The sequence below is a fragment of the Parasphingorhabdus pacifica genome (assembly GCF_054779195.1).
The window spans coordinates 106,801-121,997 of record NZ_BAAGYS010000003.1 but is presented as its reverse complement, the minus strand read 5'-3'; the positions used below and the strand labels follow the sequence as shown (position 1 = coordinate 121,997).

At 66.9% G+C, this 15,197-nt stretch carries 15 protein-coding genes; 10 read left to right on the top strand and 5 right to left on the bottom strand.

Annotated features, from left to right (window positions below; translation table 11 throughout):
* The first annotated feature begins 142 nt into the window (after window positions 1–142).
* Together ACYVAN_RS03350 and ACYVAN_RS03345 are read left to right on the top strand one after the other, a co-directional pair.
* Complete coding sequence (locus ACYVAN_RS03350) at window positions 143–796, top strand: DUF4389 domain-containing protein (RefSeq protein ID WP_460955494.1); 654 nt, start codon at window positions 143–145, stop codon at window positions 794–796.
* 158 nt (window positions 797–954) lie between these two features.
* Window positions 955–1,596, top strand: a complete 642-nt coding sequence (locus ACYVAN_RS03345; protein WP_460955492.1) for a class I SAM-dependent methyltransferase — start codon at window positions 955–957, stop codon at window positions 1,594–1,596.
* 56 nt (window positions 1,597–1,652) lie between these two features.
* On the opposite strand, the gene ACYVAN_RS03340 is transcribed toward ACYVAN_RS03345, so the two are convergent.
* Window positions 1,653–3,128, bottom strand: a complete 1,476-nt coding sequence (locus ACYVAN_RS03340) for an amidase (RefSeq protein ID WP_460955490.1) — start codon at window positions 3,126–3,128, stop codon at window positions 1,653–1,655.
* Window positions 3,129–3,863: 735 nt separating this feature from the next.
* Between ACYVAN_RS03340 and ACYVAN_RS03335 the strand changes: the two genes are divergently transcribed.
* From ACYVAN_RS03335 to ACYVAN_RS03320, 4 genes are read left to right on the top strand one after another with little or no spacing between them, the layout of a single operon-like run.
* Window positions 3,864–5,336 carry a pyridoxal phosphate-dependent decarboxylase family protein gene (locus tag ACYVAN_RS03335; protein WP_460955488.1) on the top strand — a complete coding sequence of 491 codons (1,473 nt, stop codon included), beginning with the start codon at window positions 3,864–3,866 and terminating at the stop codon, window positions 5,334–5,336.
* Window positions 5,333–7,030, top strand: a complete 1,698-nt coding sequence (locus ACYVAN_RS03330; protein ID WP_460955486.1) for an IucA/IucC family protein — start codon at window positions 5,333–5,335, stop codon at window positions 7,028–7,030. The genes ACYVAN_RS03335 and ACYVAN_RS03330 overlap by 4 nt, the downstream gene beginning before the upstream one ends.
* Window positions 7,027–8,340 (top strand): lysine N(6)-hydroxylase/L-ornithine N(5)-oxygenase family protein, encoded by a 1,314-nt coding sequence (locus ACYVAN_RS03325; protein WP_460955485.1) that lies wholly within the window; start codon window positions 7,027–7,029, stop codon window positions 8,338–8,340. Before ACYVAN_RS03330 ends, ACYVAN_RS03325 begins: the two co-directional genes overlap by 4 nt.
* A 24-nt stretch (window positions 8,341–8,364) precedes the next feature.
* Window positions 8,365–10,140 carry an IucA/IucC family protein gene (locus ACYVAN_RS03320; RefSeq protein WP_460955483.1) on the top strand — a complete coding sequence of 592 codons (1,776 nt, stop codon included), beginning with the start codon at window positions 8,365–8,367 and terminating at the stop codon, window positions 10,138–10,140.
* Here ACYVAN_RS03320 and ACYVAN_RS03315 read toward each other — a convergent pair.
* Window positions 10,104–10,523 carry a hypothetical protein gene (locus ACYVAN_RS03315; protein ID WP_460955480.1) on the bottom strand — a complete coding sequence of 140 codons (420 nt, stop codon included), beginning with the start codon at window positions 10,521–10,523 and terminating at the stop codon, window positions 10,104–10,106. The genes ACYVAN_RS03320 and ACYVAN_RS03315 overlap by 37 nt on opposite strands.
* Before the next feature lie 446 nt (window positions 10,524–10,969).
* Between ACYVAN_RS03315 and ACYVAN_RS03310 the strand changes: the two genes are divergently transcribed.
* Complete coding sequence (locus ACYVAN_RS03310; protein WP_460955478.1) at window positions 10,970–11,515, top strand: DUF488 domain-containing protein; 546 nt, start codon at window positions 10,970–10,972, stop codon at window positions 11,513–11,515.
* A 52-nt stretch (window positions 11,516–11,567) separates the two neighbouring features.
* Here the strand turns inward: ACYVAN_RS03310 and ACYVAN_RS03305 are convergent, their stop codons facing one another.
* Together ACYVAN_RS03305 and ACYVAN_RS03300 are read right to left on the bottom strand one after the other, a co-directional pair.
* Window positions 11,568–11,705, bottom strand: coding sequence for a hypothetical protein (locus ACYVAN_RS03305; RefSeq protein ID WP_460955476.1), 138 nt, complete (start codon window positions 11,703–11,705; stop codon window positions 11,568–11,570).
* A 275-nt stretch (window positions 11,706–11,980) separates the two neighbouring features.
* Window positions 11,981–12,397, bottom strand: coding sequence for a four-helix bundle copper-binding protein (locus ACYVAN_RS03300; protein ID WP_460955475.1), 417 nt, complete (start codon window positions 12,395–12,397; stop codon window positions 11,981–11,983).
* 340 nt (window positions 12,398–12,737) lie between these two features.
* Here ACYVAN_RS03300 and ACYVAN_RS03295 point away from each other — a divergent pair, with 340 nt between their 5' ends.
* Both ACYVAN_RS03295 and ACYVAN_RS03290 read left to right on the top strand, forming a co-directional pair.
* Window positions 12,738–12,980, top strand: a complete 243-nt coding sequence (locus ACYVAN_RS03295) for a hypothetical protein (RefSeq protein WP_460955473.1) — start codon at window positions 12,738–12,740, stop codon at window positions 12,978–12,980.
* Between the two features lie 144 nt (window positions 12,981–13,124).
* Window positions 13,125–13,790 carry a DUF4383 domain-containing protein gene (locus ACYVAN_RS03290; protein WP_460955471.1) on the top strand — a complete coding sequence of 222 codons (666 nt, stop codon included), beginning with the start codon at window positions 13,125–13,127 and terminating at the stop codon, window positions 13,788–13,790.
* Between the two features lie 198 nt (window positions 13,791–13,988).
* Here the strand turns inward: ACYVAN_RS03290 and ACYVAN_RS03285 are convergent, their stop codons facing one another.
* Window positions 13,989–14,234 (bottom strand): DUF6480 family protein, encoded by a 246-nt coding sequence (locus ACYVAN_RS03285; protein ID WP_460955469.1) that lies wholly within the window; start codon window positions 14,232–14,234, stop codon window positions 13,989–13,991.
* A gap of 478 nt (window positions 14,235–14,712) precedes the next feature.
* Between ACYVAN_RS03285 and ACYVAN_RS03280 the strand changes: the two genes are divergently transcribed.
* Complete coding sequence (locus tag ACYVAN_RS03280) at window positions 14,713–15,159, top strand: STAS domain-containing protein (protein WP_460955467.1); 447 nt, start codon at window positions 14,713–14,715, stop codon at window positions 15,157–15,159.
* Window positions 15,160–15,197 lie beyond the last annotated feature (38 nt).

Here is a 15,197-nt window from a genome sequence, read left to right as displayed (position 1 = left end):
GGCCGGACAACGCGTTTCCAGATGTACTCGCCGCACCGCCAGATCGCACATCGGTGAGCTGACGAGCGTCCCGCTGCGCACATGCCTCCTGGCCGCCCTTCGGCGAGGATTGCGCACGAAGTCAACGTTCGGGAGGTGTGCGATGAGTGATGCGGATCCGCGCTCGGGCGCGGGCGGCCTACTCGGGCCGGAACCCTTGGAATTCTCCGTCGCTTTTCCGGAGCGGCAACTGGACCGGGTCGGCACCGCGTTCCGCCTGATCCTGGTCATACCGATCGGCATCGTCCTGGGAACGGTCAGCGGTGCGACGGTTCCCACCGCGGCAGAAGGCCGGCCGCTGGTCGTCGCGGGCGGACTCCTGTTCCTCCCGCCGCTGCTCATGATTCTGTTCCGGCGCAAGTACCCGAGGTGGTGGTTCGAATGGAACCGTGAACTCCTGCGGTTCACCAACCGGGTGCTGGTCTACATGGCGTTGCTCGACGACAGGTACCCGTCCACCGACGAGCAGCAAGCAGTGCGGTTGGACCTCCCCGTCCCCGACGGAGGTGCGCTCAACCGGTGGCTGCCGCTGGTGAAATGGCTGCTCGTCCTGCCACACGTGATCATCCTGGTCTTTCTGGACATCGCCGCGACCATCGCCGTCGTCATCGCGTGGTTCGCCATCCTGTTCACCGGCCGCTACCCGCAGGGTGCGTTCGACTTTGTTGTCGGGGTGATCCGTTGGCACAACCGCGTGATCGCCTACGCGGCCATCCTCGTCACCGACCGGTACCCACCGTTCCGGCTCGGCCCCTGAAAACTCGCACCCGTCTCGCGGTCGCCCGCTGCGGCCGTCCGCGGCGCCGGTGCGCGGTGGCGGCCCGTCGGCGGACAACGCCTCCACCGAACCGGTGTTTCGGCATCTTGTCGGTGAAGCCCGCGCTTTGCCGGTCGCCGATGCGGTAGCTTCGGTCCATGGGGTCGAGCACGGAGCGCGCCGCGAAACTGCGCACGTTCTGGGACGACGCGGCGAGTTCCTATGACAGGCAGATGCGCCTCTTCGAACGGTTCTTCGCCGGTGACAGCCGGAACTGGGTGTGCTCGCAGGCGTCCGGGGACGTCTTGGAAGTGGCCATCGGCACCGGCCTGAACGTGCCCGCCTACCCGAGCGACGTGCGGGTCACCGGCATCGAGTGGAGCGGGCGGATGCTGGAACTCGCCCGGCTGCGCGCGGCCGAACTGTCCGTCCCAGTCGATCTCCTCGAAGCGGATGCGCAGGCCCTGCCATTCCCCGAAGCCGTGTTCGACACCGTGGTCTGCACGTTTTCGCTGTGCGCCATACCGGATGAGCGCAAAGCCGTCGCGGAGATGCGACGCGTGTTGCGCCCCGGTGGTCGGTTGCTCTTGGCCGACCACGTGGCGAGTTCGTGGTTGCCGGTTCGGCTTCTCCAGCGGGCCGTCGAGGTGGTCAGCGTTCCGGTGGGTGGTGAGCACTTCCTCCGCCGACCGCTGGAGCGGGCCCGGGCCCTCGGTTTCGTCGTCGAGAACGTCGAACGCTTCAAACTCGGCGTCGTGGAACGACTCGTTGCGCGCAAACCGCCTGCTTCCTCGGCTTGAGGTTGCCGACGATGTCGGCTGCGGAGCCGGGCAGGTGCGCTGCTGGTGTGCTCGGGTCACAGCGGTGGTCGGCGGTCGGCCCACGGCCGGGCCCGTTCGAGCTGCGCGGCCAACCGGAAGAGCGTTCCCTCCCCTGAGAGCGGGCCCACGAACTGGACACCGAGGGGCAGTTCGTCCGGTGTCCAGTACAACGGCACCGACATTGCCGGACGGCCGGTCATGTTGGCCAGTTGGGTGTAGGGAACGTGCCGCAGGTTTCGACGCGCAACCGTGTCGACCACACCCGAACGGCGCAGGATCGGTCCTCCGCGTAAACGCAGCGCCGCCCTGCCGATCATCTGCAACGCCTTCGGGGTGTCGAGTTCCCCGATTCGCAGGGGCGGTCCGGCGAGAGTAGGGGTCAGCAGCAGGTCGTAGTTCTGGTGGAACTTGGCCAACCGCCGCGTGTGCTCGTGCCACCGCTCCAGCGTCGCCACGTACTCCGGCCCGCTCATGCTGCGACCGACCGCGGCGAGCAGACGGGTGTCCAGTTCGAACGCGTTCCGGGGAGCTCCGGTCCGGCGGATGGTTTCGTCCATCGCCGACGCGAGCTTCACCGACCACGCTTCGAGGAAGTCCACGGTGAGCGCGGCGAGGTCGACCGGCGGGTCCACGGCTTCGACCTCGTGCCCCAGGGATTCCAGCACTTCAGCGGCGTCCGTCAAGGCCTCGACGGCCTGCGAGGCCGGTGTCCCCAGTGCCGAACGTGCGCTGAAGCCGATGCGCAGCGTGCCCGGCTCACGAGTGATCTCGTCGGTGAAGCTTCGTTCCGGGAGGGCAGCGGCGAACGGACCCGTCGGGTCGAAACCGACGAGCGCGTCGAGGGCCGCAGCGCTGTCCCGGACAGTGCGGGAGACGACCCCGTCCAGAGCCGCACCGTGGAACTCCTCGCCGCGGGCGGGTCCTGCCGGGACCAGACCTCGACCCGCTTTGAGCCCGAATACACCGCAACTCGCGGCCGGAATGCGGATCGAGCCACCGCCGTCGCTGGCTCCGGCCAGGGGGACGATGCCCGCGGCCACCGCGGCAGCGGCACCACCGGAAGAGCCGCCGGGCGTGCGGTCGAGTCGCCAGGGGTTGCGCGCCGGACCGAACGCGGCGGGCTCGGTGATCGGCTTCGCTCCGAACTCCGGCGTGTTGGTCCTACCGAACGGGACGAGACCGGCGGCGGTCCACCGACGGACGACTTCGGCGGTCTCCGCTGCCGGAATGGTGCTCAGAACCTGCGAGCCGCTACTCGAAGGGACGCCGGCGATCTCCTGGTGCAGGTCCTTGAGCAGGAACGGAACTCCGGAGAGCGGACCTTGGAGTTCGCCGCGAGCGCGCTCGCGGGCCTCATCGTGCAGCGCCACCGTGATCGCGTTGAGCCGTTCGTTGACCTCGTCGGCACGTGCCACCGCGGCCTCCAGGACTTCGCCCGCCGAGACCTGGCCCGTCCGGATGAGGTGCGCCAGGCCGACCCCGTCGTGCTCGCGGTATTCCGAGTACTCCACGCCACCACCTTGTCCGGTTCCATCGTCGACCACCGATCATGCCGCAGAACGATCGGAGCTCAAGGCCTCGGGCCGGGTTGGTTGGTTCGGCGAATGGAGCCGACATCGTCGAGTCGGGCTCGGCCCCTTCTGGGCGGAATATGCCCGCGCCGAAACGACGCTTCGCGTGGCACGTGCATGGGCAATCGAGACTGGGGTGGCCGACGAGACGCTGGACCGAGGTGATTGCAGAACTGCGGCAAGAGGTTGAGCGGGTTGGCGCCGAACTCCCACGGGTCTTCCTGGACTTGGACGGGAAGTGAGGCGGGCGCTGGTGCGTACCTGGTGCCCGCGTGACCGCGTACATGCTTGCCGCCCCGGTCGTAGTGGTTCGTGGGCTTTGTCTCATCGCCGCGGCGGCCCGTGGTGTATCCGGACCGTGTTCGGCGATGGGCTGACCTGGTTCTCAGCCGGGGTCGGGACTTCCCGTGAGTCAGCGAGCCATCACCGATTTGCGTGTTTCGGGGGTTCAAGGACGCGCCGTGGCGCTCGCGGTCGCAGATCCGGCACTTGTGGCGCTTTGGATCTCCGGCTACGGTGGCCGAAGAAGGTAAGGCAAACCTAATGTGACTCCGGGTGGTTGTCCGGTCAATCTGCTGGTGCGACGACCGGTGGTGCCAACCGGGTGGCCGTCCCAGTGCGGCACGGCCAACGCCGAAAGGGAATCGGAATCAGGGGAACTGAGGTGAGGTGCGCGTGACGGCCAGTACCCGGCTCGCGGGTGGGACCAGCGGCCCCGAGAACCTGCGTCCGCTGCTCGCGACGGCGCTCGAAGGTCTGGACAAGGGAGCTGTGAAACGGGATGGCCCGCTCCCGGCCGGGGGACCGGAGGCGGTCGAGCGGTTGCTCGAATGCACCGAGGAAGCACTTCCCGGTGAAGGTATCGGGGCGCAACAGGCTTTGTCGGAGCTGTCGCGTGCCTTCACCGCCGGAGCCGTGGACCCGGCGAATCCCGCGTGCGCGGCACACCTGCACGCGCCACCGTTGGCGATCGCGGTCGCCGCCGACCTGGTCGCGGGAGCGATGAACTCGTCACTGGACTCCTGGGATCAGGCACCGTCCGGAATCGTCGTGGAATCCTCGGTCCTTCGCGCGTTCGCGAGTCTGATCGGCTTCGACCCAGCCGAATCCACGGGCTCGATCACGTCCGGAGCCACCGAGTCGAACCTCACCGGAATCCTCCTCGCCAGAGAGCACGCCTTGCGGGACGACAGCGGCGGTGCGTACCCCGCGGCGGTCGGAATGCGGCGCGCCGCAAGGATGCGAATCTTCTGTTCCGCGGAAGCGCACTTCTCGGTGGCCCGCGCGGCCGGTGTGCTGGGAATCGGGGAGGACGCGGTCATCAAGGTGCCCGTGGACTCGCAACACCGGATGGATCCGGTGGAACTCCGGAAATCCATCGAGCGCACCCGGGAGAACGGGGAGATTCCGGGCGCGGTGGTGGCGACCGCGGGAACCACCGACCTCGGCGTGATCGATCCGCTTCCGGAAATCGCCGACATCACGGAGGACGCCGGGATGTGGATGCACGTCGACGCGGCGTACGGCGGTGGGGCGCTGTTCTCCGAACGATTGGCGCCGTTGCTGCGAGGAATGGACCGCGCCGACACCGTGGCGCTGGACATGCACAAGTTGGGTTGGCAGCCCGTCGCCGCGGGTGTGTTGCTGGCTCGGCGGAGCGAGTCCTTCGAGCCGTTGGAACGCCGGGTGGCCTACCTCAATACCGAGGACGACGAGTCCGCCGGTTATCAAAGTCTGCTCGGCAGATCGCTGCGCACGACGCGCCGGCCGGATGCGCTGAAGATGGCGGTCACCCTCCGCGGACTGGGCAAGAGCGGACTGGGAGAACTCGTGGACCGCTGCCACGACCTCGCTCGCCACGCGGCATCGAAGATATCGGCGCATCCGCGACTGGAGTTGTACCAGGACCCCGTGCTCACCACCGTCGTGTTCCGGTACCTACCCGAGAACGGTGACGCGGACGCGACCAATGCGAACCTGCGGCGCGCGCTGCTCGGTGGCGGACGGGCCGTCGTCGGGCGCACGGAATTCGACGGCACGGTCCAGCTCAAGTTGACCGTGCTCAATCCCGAGGCGACAGCAAACGACATCGAAGTGCTGCTCGACGACGTGGTCGAGACCGGGCGAAAGGAGACGACCACGGCATGACCGGAACAATGGAGCGCAGCCGGCGGGAAACCGTCGACGGGGACCGCGTGGCCGACGAGGCCGCGGTGAACGGTCTGCTTCGATGCTGGTTACGGGAGAACGACATCGCTCTGCCTGAAGGCGACGTCCTGGACCTGGAATTGCCGGCAGCCGGAGTTCGGTTGCGGGTGACGATCGTGTACCGCTCGGCCACCGGTCACCACCGGTTCGGCAGCGTGCGGATGGCCGGTGGGGCACAGCTCAACGCGGTGACCGTGGCCTCCCTGCTGGCGGTGGAGGCGGCATCCGGACGAGGAGCCGGTCCCGGTGTGCTGACCGACCTGGTGGCGCGCGTCGCCGACTCCCAGCTACGCGTCGCCGAAACCCTGCGGTTCCGCTCGGCTGTCCCGGAAGCCCCGGAGGAGATCTCGCCGTTCCTCGGATCGGAGCAGGCGTTGGTGCTGGGGCATCCGCTGCACCCGACACCGAAGAGTCGGTTGGGGTTGAGTGAAACCGAATCCGTCAGGTTCTCACCCGAGATGCGCGGGAGTTTCCCGCTGCACTGGTTTGCCGCGGACCGGTCGATCGTCTCTTCCGGCGGGCCGGACCTGCTCGCGGACCTCGCCCCGGACGTGCCGGAGGGGATGGTGGCCGTACCCGCCCACCCGTGGCAGGCACGCGAGGTCCGCGCACGTCCCGGTATTCGGAGGTTGCTCGATGCCGGCCTGCTGCGGGAGCTGGGTGAGTCAGGGGAACATTGGTATCCGACGGCCTCGGTGCGCACGCTCTACAACCCGGCAGCACCGGTGATGCTGAAGTTCTCGTTGGGTCTTCCGATCACCAACTCGAAGCGGGAGAACCTGCGCAAGGAACTGCATCGCGGAGTCGAGATCGACCGGCTTCTCGAAGCGGGCCTCGCCGAGGAGATCGCCCGGGCGCACCCGACCTTCGGGATCGTGCGAGATCCGGCGTGGCTGGCGGTGGAGGTGGACGACGCACCCGACAGCGGACTGGAGGTGGTCGTCCGAAACGATCCGTTCGCGGCCGACGACCGAGTCGCGTGCGTGGCGGGTCTGCTGGCCGAGCGGCCGGACCTGGGCAGCTCCGAGATCGCTGCGATCATCGCCGAACTCGCCGCAACGACCGGGCTCGACGTCCCGACCGTCGCCGAGCAGTGGTGCGCCCGCTACTTCGATTCCGTGATCGCTCCGGTGCTCTGGTTGTACCGGACCTACGGGCTGGGCTTGGAGGCCCACCAGCAGAACACGGTGGTCGCCCTCGACGAGTCGGGTTGGCCGTGCGGTGGTTGGTACCGGGACAACCAGGGGTTCTACATCTCGGATCGTCGCGTGGGCGAGTTGGAGCGCTTCCTTCCCGGCGTCGGCCTGGAGGGCGACAACCGTTGCGATGACGCGGTCATCGACGAGCGGCTCGGCTACTACATCGGTATCAACAACCTGCTCGGGTTGGTCGGTGCGTTCGGTTCGCAGGGGATCGGTGACGAACGCGCGATCCTTGCCGTCCTGCGGGCCAGGTTGGCCGATTTCGCCGACCTGCCGTTGGCGCGCACCCTGGCCGAGTCGACAACGCTGCGCTGCAAGGCCAACCTCCTGACGAGGATGGACGGGCTGGACGAGCTGGTAGGCCCGTTGGAGACCCAATCGGTGTACTGCGACATCCCGAACCCGATCGCCGAGGTGGAAGAGCCGTCATGAGTCCCGCACCAGACACCGAGGTCTACGATCTGGTCGGTGTGGGCATCGGCCCGTTCAACCTGTCCGCTGCCGCGTTGGCCGACCAGGTACCGGATCTGTCGGTCGCGTTTCTCGACGAGAGTCCGACCTTCAGCTGGCACCCCGGGTTGCTCATCGAGGGAACCACGCTGCAGGTTCCCTTCCTCGCCGACTTGGTCACGTTGGTGGAACCGGCCAGTCCGTGGTCGTTCCTCTCCTACCTGAAGGAACACGGGCGATTGTTCCCGTTCTACTTCCAGGAAAACTTCCACATCTCGCGCCGCGAGTACAGCCACTACTGCGGTTGGGTGGCGGACTCGCTGCCCAGCTGCAGGTTCGGCAAGCGGGTGGTCTCCGTCTCGTGGGACGAGGCGGATGACGTTTTCCAGGTGGTCTCCGAGGACGTGCAGACGGCAGTGCGGGAGTCGTTGACCGCGCGCAACGTCGTCCTCGGCGTCGGTACTGCTCCGAGCGCTCCCGAACCACTGCGGCACCTCCTCGGCAAGGAGGTATTCCACAGTGCGTCCTATTTGGACAACGTAGATTCTCTGCGGGATGCCGAAGACATCACCGTCATCGGCTCCGGGCAATCCGGTGCCGAGGTCCTGTTGGACCTTCTCCGCTCGCAGGAGGAGAACGGATGGCGACTTCGTTGGCTCACCCGGTCCCGTGCGTTCGCGCCGATGGAGTACTCGAAGATCGGACTCGAGCACTTCACCCCCGAATACACCGAGTACTTCCGGACTCTCGATCAGGACACCCGTGATCGGGTGATCCGTGAGCAGTGGCAGCTGTACAAGGCGAGCAGCGCGGACACCCTCGCCCAGATCCACGACGTGCTCTACGAACGCGGTCTCGGTGGCCACCGGCCGGACGTGACGATGATGCCCAACGTCGCGGTGACCGACGCGCATCGCGATTCGGGCGGGATCGAGCTGGCGTGCCACCACGTCGAGCAGGACCGGGCGTTCGACGTGACCACCGACCGAGTCGTGCTCGCCACCGGGTACACCACCGGTCGCCCTGCCTGCCTGGATCCACTCGCGGAACTGATCGAGTGGGACGACCACGAGCGGTACCGGGTCGACGACGACTACCGGGTAACCACGGACCCGACGGTGTCCGGCGGGTTGTACGTGCAGAACGCCGAGACGCACACCCACGGCGTCGGTTCCCCGGATCTCGGCCTCGGCGCGCATCGAGCGGCGCGAATCCTCAATTCGATCGCCGACCGCCAGGCGTTCTCCCTGCAGTCGCACAGCGCCTTCACCACATTCGGCGTCCATTCCTGATCGTTTTCTCCTTTGGAGGGTTGCATGACCTTGTTCGTACCGGCCGAGCTGAACGAGGAGAACTGGCGCGTCGCCGGCCGTGAGCTGCTGGCGAAGTCGCTCGGCGAGTTGTCCTACGAACAGCTCCTCGAACCCGAGGAAGTCGAACCGGGCAGGTACCGCGTCGGTTTCCCGGGACCGGTGACCTACACGTTCGGAGCTCGCCGCGGGAAGTTCCTGGACTGGCGAGTCGACCCGAACTCGATCCGGCGCGAAGAGTCCGATGTGGACATAGCTGCGAACGATCCGGTGAGGTTCTTCCTCGACGCCTACGAGTCGTTGGGTATGAGCGGCGAAACGTGTGGACACCTCATTCGCGAACTGACGGCGACCCTGGCGGCCGATGCGCGGCTCCTCGAAACCGGTAGTACCGCCGCCGAACTGGCGGATGCGTCCTACGCGGAACTGGAGGGGCACCAGACCGGGCATCCGTGGCTGATCCCGAACAAGGGCCGAATGGGCTTTTCGGCCTCGGACGCGGCTGAGTACGCGCCGGAATCGCGGCGGACCCACCGCCTGCCCTGGATGGCGGTGCACCACACGCTCGCCGACTACCGCGCGGTCGACGGGCTGCCCGCGGCGCGACTACTGGCGACCGAGCTGGGCGAGCGCGAGCGGGCCGAATTCACCAGGATCCTCGTCGACCAGGGGCTCGATCCGGAGTCCTACGTGTGGATGCCGGTGCACCCGTGGCAGTGGGACGAGATCGTGCTACCGGTGTTCGCGCCCGACGTGGCCGCGCGCCGGATCGTGCCGCTCGGCGAGGGACCGGACCTGTACTCCGCCCAGCAGTCGATCCGCACCTTCGCCAACGTCGACGATCACCAACGGCATTACGTGAAGCTTCCGCTGTCGATCCTGAACACCCTGGTGTGGCGAGGACTGCCCACCGAGCGGACTGTGGCGGCTCCGGACGTGACCGCGTGGATGCTCGGTATCGCCGAATCCGACCCGTTCCTCCGGGACGAGATCTCGGCCGTGCTGCTCGGTGAAGTCGCCTCGGTCACCGTGCGCCACCAGGCGCTCGAGTCGGTCAAGGGGGTGCCCTACCAGTACAAGGAGCTGCTGGGGGCGATCTGGCGAGAGCCGCTGAGCAGCAAGCTGCGCCCGAACGAGCGGGCCCGAACACTGGCTTCGCTGCTGCACGTCGATCGCAACGGGGACGCGTTCGTCGCCGAGCTCGTCCGGCGTTCGGGGCTCGATCCGGAGGTGTGGTTGCAGCGGTTGTTCAACGCGCTGCTCCCCGGACTCCTGCACTTCCTGTATCAGTACGGCGTGGTGTTCTCCCCGCACGGCGAGAACACCATCGTCGTGTTCGACGAGCACGACGTGCCCACCCGGTTGGCGGTCAAGGACTTCGTGGACGACGTCAACATCAGCGAAGCGTCGTTGCCCGAACTGGATGGGTTGTCACCGGAGGTGGATGACGCGCTACTGCGGGAGCCTCCTGAGTTCTTGCGCCAGTTCATCCAGACCGGACTGTTCGTCTGCCACTTCCGCTACCTCGCCCCGTTGGTGGCAGAGCAACTGGGAGTGCCGGAGGACACCTTCTGGTCATTGGTGCGGGACGAGGTGTTGGCGTACCAGAAACGCTTCCCCGAACTTTCCGAGCGGTTCGAGCTCTTCGACCTGTTCACCCCGGAGATCGAGCGGTTGTGCCTGAACCGCAACCGGCTGCTGTTGGATGCGTACCGGGATCGACCGGAACGGCCGCACGCGGCGGTTCACGGGACCGTCCCGAACCCACTCCACGCGGGCTGAGGAGCCGACGTCCCGTCTCCTTCCGGGCTCCGCGCGGATGCGCCCGGAAGGCGACGGGATCGTGCCGCGGCGAAGTTGAACACGAGTGAGCCGATCAGCAGCACGAACGGTGTGAGGAACTCCAGTCGCCAGGGTTCGAACGCGAACCACCGGAACTTCTCGGGGACCTGGGACGTCCGGTCGCTGCGGATCCGCACGTCAGCGTTCATGCTTTCGAACACCTGGCCGTAGATGCTCGCGGTGTAGAGCAGTGCTCCGAGGAGATAACAGGCTTCCGCGAACAGCGACATCCGGTGGTGTCCCCCGAAGAGCTGTGGCATCAGTGAGCCCGCCACTCCGGCGATGAACAGCGCGGATCGATCACGAACACCACGGCGACCCACCAGGCGAGCCTGTCCGGTGCCCAAAACCGGAGCCAGGGGCTTTTCCCGGATTCCGGGATGCCCCGTTCGGACGGCTCGGTGGCCGCTCAGGACGGCGTTGTGGGTCCACGGACCGGAGCGCTTGTGCTGACGGCGGGATTCCCAGACGTAACGCGACCGGTCCGGAAGCAGGTAGGAAGCCCACGACGTGAAGGGAGACGGTCCACCGGTTCCGGTGAGTTCCCATTCCTGGGGTACCTCGGGTCCGGCTCGTGTGCGGTTGTTCCTCCGGTGCAAGGGCTCCTCCAACCGGACCTGTGCCACCTGCCCTGGTATCACTCGTGCGCGTCGCCGACGAGTGTGCACCGCATTCCTCCGGTCGCCTGCGAGCCGGGCGGTGGTGCGCCATGTTGGTGGGGTGGCCGTGCGACGGCTCCGCTTTCCGCACCGAATCCGCCGGAGGTGTTATGTCCGAAATCGAGCTCGTGACCGTGGGCCACGGCACGCTCTCGTCGGCGGACCTGCTCACCCTGCTCGACGATGCCGGCGTCAAGGTCGTGGTCGACGTTCGCACCGTACCGGGCAGCCGCCGCAACCCGCAGTTCGGCCACAGCGCGCTCCGACGAACGTTCCATGCGCATGGGACGGACTATCGCTGGGACGAGAGGTTGGGCGGGTTTCGGAAGCTGCCCGCCGATTCGCCCGATACGAGCTGGCGGAACGCATCGTTTCGCGCCTACGCCGCACACATGCGGACCGACGAATTCCTGGCGGGCATCGAAGACCTGCTGGCCGATGCCGGGCGGTGCACGACCGCAGTCATGTGCGGAGAAGCCGTCTGGTGGCGTTGCCACCGAAGGATGATCGCCGACTTCGCGGAGATCGCCAGAGGAGTCCGGGTGTCACACCTGATGCACAACGGAAAGCTCGTCCCGAACCGTCCGATCGAAGGCCTCCGGCTCGGTAACGACGGGTTGCTCGTCTACGACGGTGGTCAACAGCAGCTCGCATGAGTCGGCGCGGTAGTTCGGCCCTGGACGGGCGCCGACCCAGCGAGCGGCGTCCTCAGTTGTAACCGAGTGCGATGGCGCTGTCGTCGTCGGCCTCGACCTCGACGGTTTCCTCATCCGCCACGTTCTCGTCCCGGACGAGATCGGTGGCTTCTTCTGCATCGGATGTTGGCCGCGTACTGGGCGCGCACATCGGTGATCACTCCTTCGGCTGTGGGCGCGGGCTGCACACCAAGCGGATTCCCGAAGTGACATACGGCAAACGTGCCAAGCACGCAGCGAAGTTCTCCCCGCGCAACTGATCCGGCACGGCGCGCGAGGGCTTGCCCCGTTCTCCAGCAGCGCTCCCGGAGAAGAATCGCACCAGGCACCGTCGCTACCGTGTTCGACGGTGAGATCGTCCTGGCGACGGATCCGCCCGGAATCCTCGATCAGGCGCGAAACGGATTCGCGGGTCGGTCGTGGTGCTCAATCCTGAGCGCTCAGCTGCGGGAGCAGCGTGGCACAAGCGTCCTCGCACCTCCGGCAGGCGTTCGCGCAGGCGCTGCAATGCTCGTGGTGTTCGGCGTGGCGTTCGCACTCGGCGGCGCACGCGCGGCAAGCTTCCCGGCACGCTTCGACAGCGGCGCGCACGGTCGTCAGGTTGTTCCCGGTGTGCCGGGACAGAAGCCGTCCCGCCGTCTCGCACAGATCCGCGCAGTCCAGGTTCTTCCGGATGCACGCCGTGAGCGCGGCCACCCCGTCTTCGGCCAAGCACGCGTCCGCACACGCCACGCAGGCCTGCGCGCACACGAGACATTCCTCGATGCACGCCGTCAGGTCTTCGCGGTCCATGGTCCCGACCGAACGCGGGTACGTTTCGAGCATGCGCATCGCCTGCGTCATATCGTTTCCTCTCGTGGTGGGCCAATCGCTTCCGGTACCAACAGGTTCCCAGCCGAACGCTCCGGCAATCGGACGCGAGCCGGTATGTGGGGCGAACGGGTGATGGCTCCGTGCTCGAGTTGTTCGGACGTTTTCCCCGGACGTGGGCGGGTATGCCCAACGAGTCACAGCCAGGGAGTTCGAGGGGGATGCGTTGTTCCACGAGGTTGCCGGTCAATCGCATGACGAATTCGGCGGTGCGCGCGGAACCGGACGTACTCCGGGCGCGGTCCTGTTTATCGGTTCGTCGCGGCCCCTTCTCGTGCTTCGATCGTTGGCGCGGGAGCGGGGTTTCGCGATCGTGGACGAGCCGGCTGCCGAGGTGTCCGTGGCGGTCGCCGACGAGGACGTGCTCGATGGGTTGTGCACGGCGGAGCAGGGCAGGATGCTGGCGGCGTGCTGGGCGCTCGGGATCACCTGCCTGCCTCCGGATCTCGCCCGCACCTGGATGAGTGAACGATCCGGCACAGCGCTGTTCTCCGAGACCGGGGCGTTTCGGGTGGAGTCCCACGCGGAGTCCGTGCATGCGCCGACGGATTCGTGACGGCGACGGCTCGCCTGGGGACGGGTCGTCGTCGGGACGGATGCTACTGGCGACCCTGCGTAGCGGGTCCGTCGGAGGTTTCAGCAGCACGGTGGATGGGCAATTTCAACTGTGGGAGCTCGGCATGGCACGGAGGTTTCCGCGATGAGTGGAACGCGTGTGCACTGGGTACATCGAGTTCAACGAATCAGTGCGGCAGTACTGGGCGCCGGACTGCTGGTCTTCGCGGCGCTCGGGTTCAGTGGCAGGCCACCGTTCTTCTCGACAACCGGGCAGACCGTCCTGGGCCTGTCGAACAACGGCGCTTTGTCCGCGTTGTCGGTGGCGGCCGGGATTCTTCTGCTCGCAGGCGCCGCGGTGGGCGGCAAGCCGGCCTCGACGGTCAGCATCGGTATGGGCGCCGCCTTCCTGGTTTCGGGGTTGGTCCACCTCGCGATCCTGCACACCAGCTGGAACATCTTCGCTTTCCGGTTGTCGAACGTGTTCTTCAGCCTTGTTGCCGGACTTCTGTTGCTCATCTTCGGTTTCTACGGACGCGTTACCGGTGGACTACCACCGGACAACCCGTATCGCCGCGCTCATCCGGTGCGCCACGACCGGCCCGACCCGGACGAGCAGTTGCGTGCTAACGGGTCTCAGAGCTACCCGGAGGACCAATCGCTCCTGGATGCCGAGTTGGCGATGGGCGAGGGGCGCGCGACACCGGGCCAGGAAGCCATGGTGCGTCGTGACCACGCTCGGAAGCAGGCCGAGGAGCGTTCTCGTGCCTACCGGGCGGTCCAGCGGCGAGTACGCGAAGAGCCGGAATAGGAAGAGCCGGAGTAGCGGGGCTCCGCAGCACACGGGGGCAGCACACGGGGGCAGCAAACGGGCCGACCCGATGGCGGGTGCGGAGCTCGTAGCCGTGGTGATCGAAATCCGGCCGCTCTCACTGCAGCAACAGCGTCCACTGCAGCAACAGCGTCCCCCTGCAGAAGAATAGCGTCCCCACGGCGGCAACGGTCGTCATCACGGCAGCAAGCCGGCCATCGATGCGAAGAACAGCGCGACGAGCAGGACCACGACGAAGATCGCTGCCAGCCAGATGTACTTCGCCGGACGTGCGGTCGCGCGTTGTCGGTGCGCGAGCCCCTCGGTGGCAGAGGCCGCCTCGGGCGGAGTTTCCCCAGGAGGTACCGACCCGCCTGGTTCCAGGCCGGGAGTGCGGTCCGGGTCGGGGCCGGGAGAGTCCTCGGGTTCGCGGCTGGTCATCATGTTCGGAGTAGCCCGGTTCGCTCGGTTCCAAACACCCCGGCGTGACCGGGTGCGCGGTCGGCGAAGCGCGCCGAGGGGGTGATGAGTTCCGCGTTCGCTCCGGAACGCCCCGTCGAGGAAATCCCGTTGATCGGATTGATCCATTGAGGACGTCAAGTCTTTCGCCAAGTGGAGCCGATTCGGCCAAGGGCAAAATCGTGGTGAGCTGATATGGGTCGCACCTGACTGATCGCACCCGTTGCCATCACGGTGTTTCAGGTGCGTAATCCATCCATATTGGATTTCCATTGCATGTGGCAACCGAATGGGTTCATTGCTGAGGCCAGACGATCTCCATAGTGTGGGGAAGTGGCCGGTGCGGACCGGTCGACACACGGTTCGTGCCCGAGCTGATGGCCGCATGAGGTGCCCACCTTGACGGTTGGTACCCGGGTCATGCGCCGAACCGTTCGGCGGTGAACTTTCGAGGAGGGCAGCAATGACCCAACAGCAAGTGAGTTCCCCCCGCTCGCCCCAGTTCTCCGGGGGGGCCTGCACGCGAGCGCCGGCAACGGTTCCTCCCGAGTCCGTTGCGGCCTCGCCCCTCGAACTGGGCGTATCCCGCACCCGCAACGACACCGTGGTGATCCGCGTCGTGGGCGAGGTTGACCTCCTGACCGCCGCGCGGCTCGACGACGAACTCCGGAACCAGCTGGACTCCGATGCGGAGGTGGTCGTCGACCTCTCCTCGGTGGAGTTCATCGCGGTCACCGGGCTCGAAGTGCTCGCCCGCGCGGCGCGGCAGCCCGGATCCGCTGATCTGCGACTGGTGGCGGACTCCCATCCCGTGATCCGAGCCCTCCGGATCGGTGGGCTCGACGAGACCGTCGAGTGTTTCCGCACGGTGGGTGAGGCGGTCGATCGTGCTGTTACGCAGACCGCCTGACCGCGAACCGGCGCACGCGTTCCGCACCGGAGGCGCGG

Bases quoted from the DNA above. Each gene is read 5' to 3' on its own strand.
- ACYVAN_RS03350 (WP_460955494.1), top strand. From the start codon at position 143: ATGAGTGATGCGGATCCGCGCTCGGGCGCGGGCGGCCTACTCGGGCCG.
- ACYVAN_RS03345 (WP_460955492.1), top strand. From the start codon at position 955: ATGGGGTCGAGCACGGAGCGCGCCGCGAAACTGCGCACGTTCTGGGAC.
- ACYVAN_RS03330 (WP_460955486.1), top strand. From the start codon at position 5,333: ATGACCGGAACAATGGAGCGCAGCCGGCGGGAAACCGTCGACGGGGAC.
- ACYVAN_RS03325 (WP_460955485.1), top strand. From the start codon at position 7,027: ATGAGTCCCGCACCAGACACCGAGGTCTACGATCTGGTCGGTGTGGGC.
- ACYVAN_RS03320 (WP_460955483.1), top strand. From the start codon at position 8,365: ATGACCTTGTTCGTACCGGCCGAGCTGAACGAGGAGAACTGGCGCGTC.
- ACYVAN_RS03310 (WP_460955478.1), top strand. From the start codon at position 10,970: ATGTCCGAAATCGAGCTCGTGACCGTGGGCCACGGCACGCTCTCGTCG.
- ACYVAN_RS03305 (WP_460955476.1), bottom strand. From the start codon at position 11,705: ATGTGCGCGCCCAGTACGCGGCCAACATCCGATGCAGAAGAAGCCACC.
- ACYVAN_RS03300 (WP_460955475.1), bottom strand. From the start codon at position 12,397: ATGACGCAGGCGATGCGCATGCTCGAAACGTACCCGCGTTCGGTCGGG.
- ACYVAN_RS03290 (WP_460955471.1), top strand. From the start codon at position 13,125: ATGAGTGGAACGCGTGTGCACTGGGTACATCGAGTTCAACGAATCAGT.
- ACYVAN_RS03285 (WP_460955469.1), bottom strand. From the start codon at position 14,234: ATGATGACCAGCCGCGAACCCGAGGACTCTCCCGGCCCCGACCCGGAC.
- ACYVAN_RS03280 (WP_460955467.1), top strand. From the start codon at position 14,713: ATGACCCAACAGCAAGTGAGTTCCCCCCGCTCGCCCCAGTTCTCCGGG.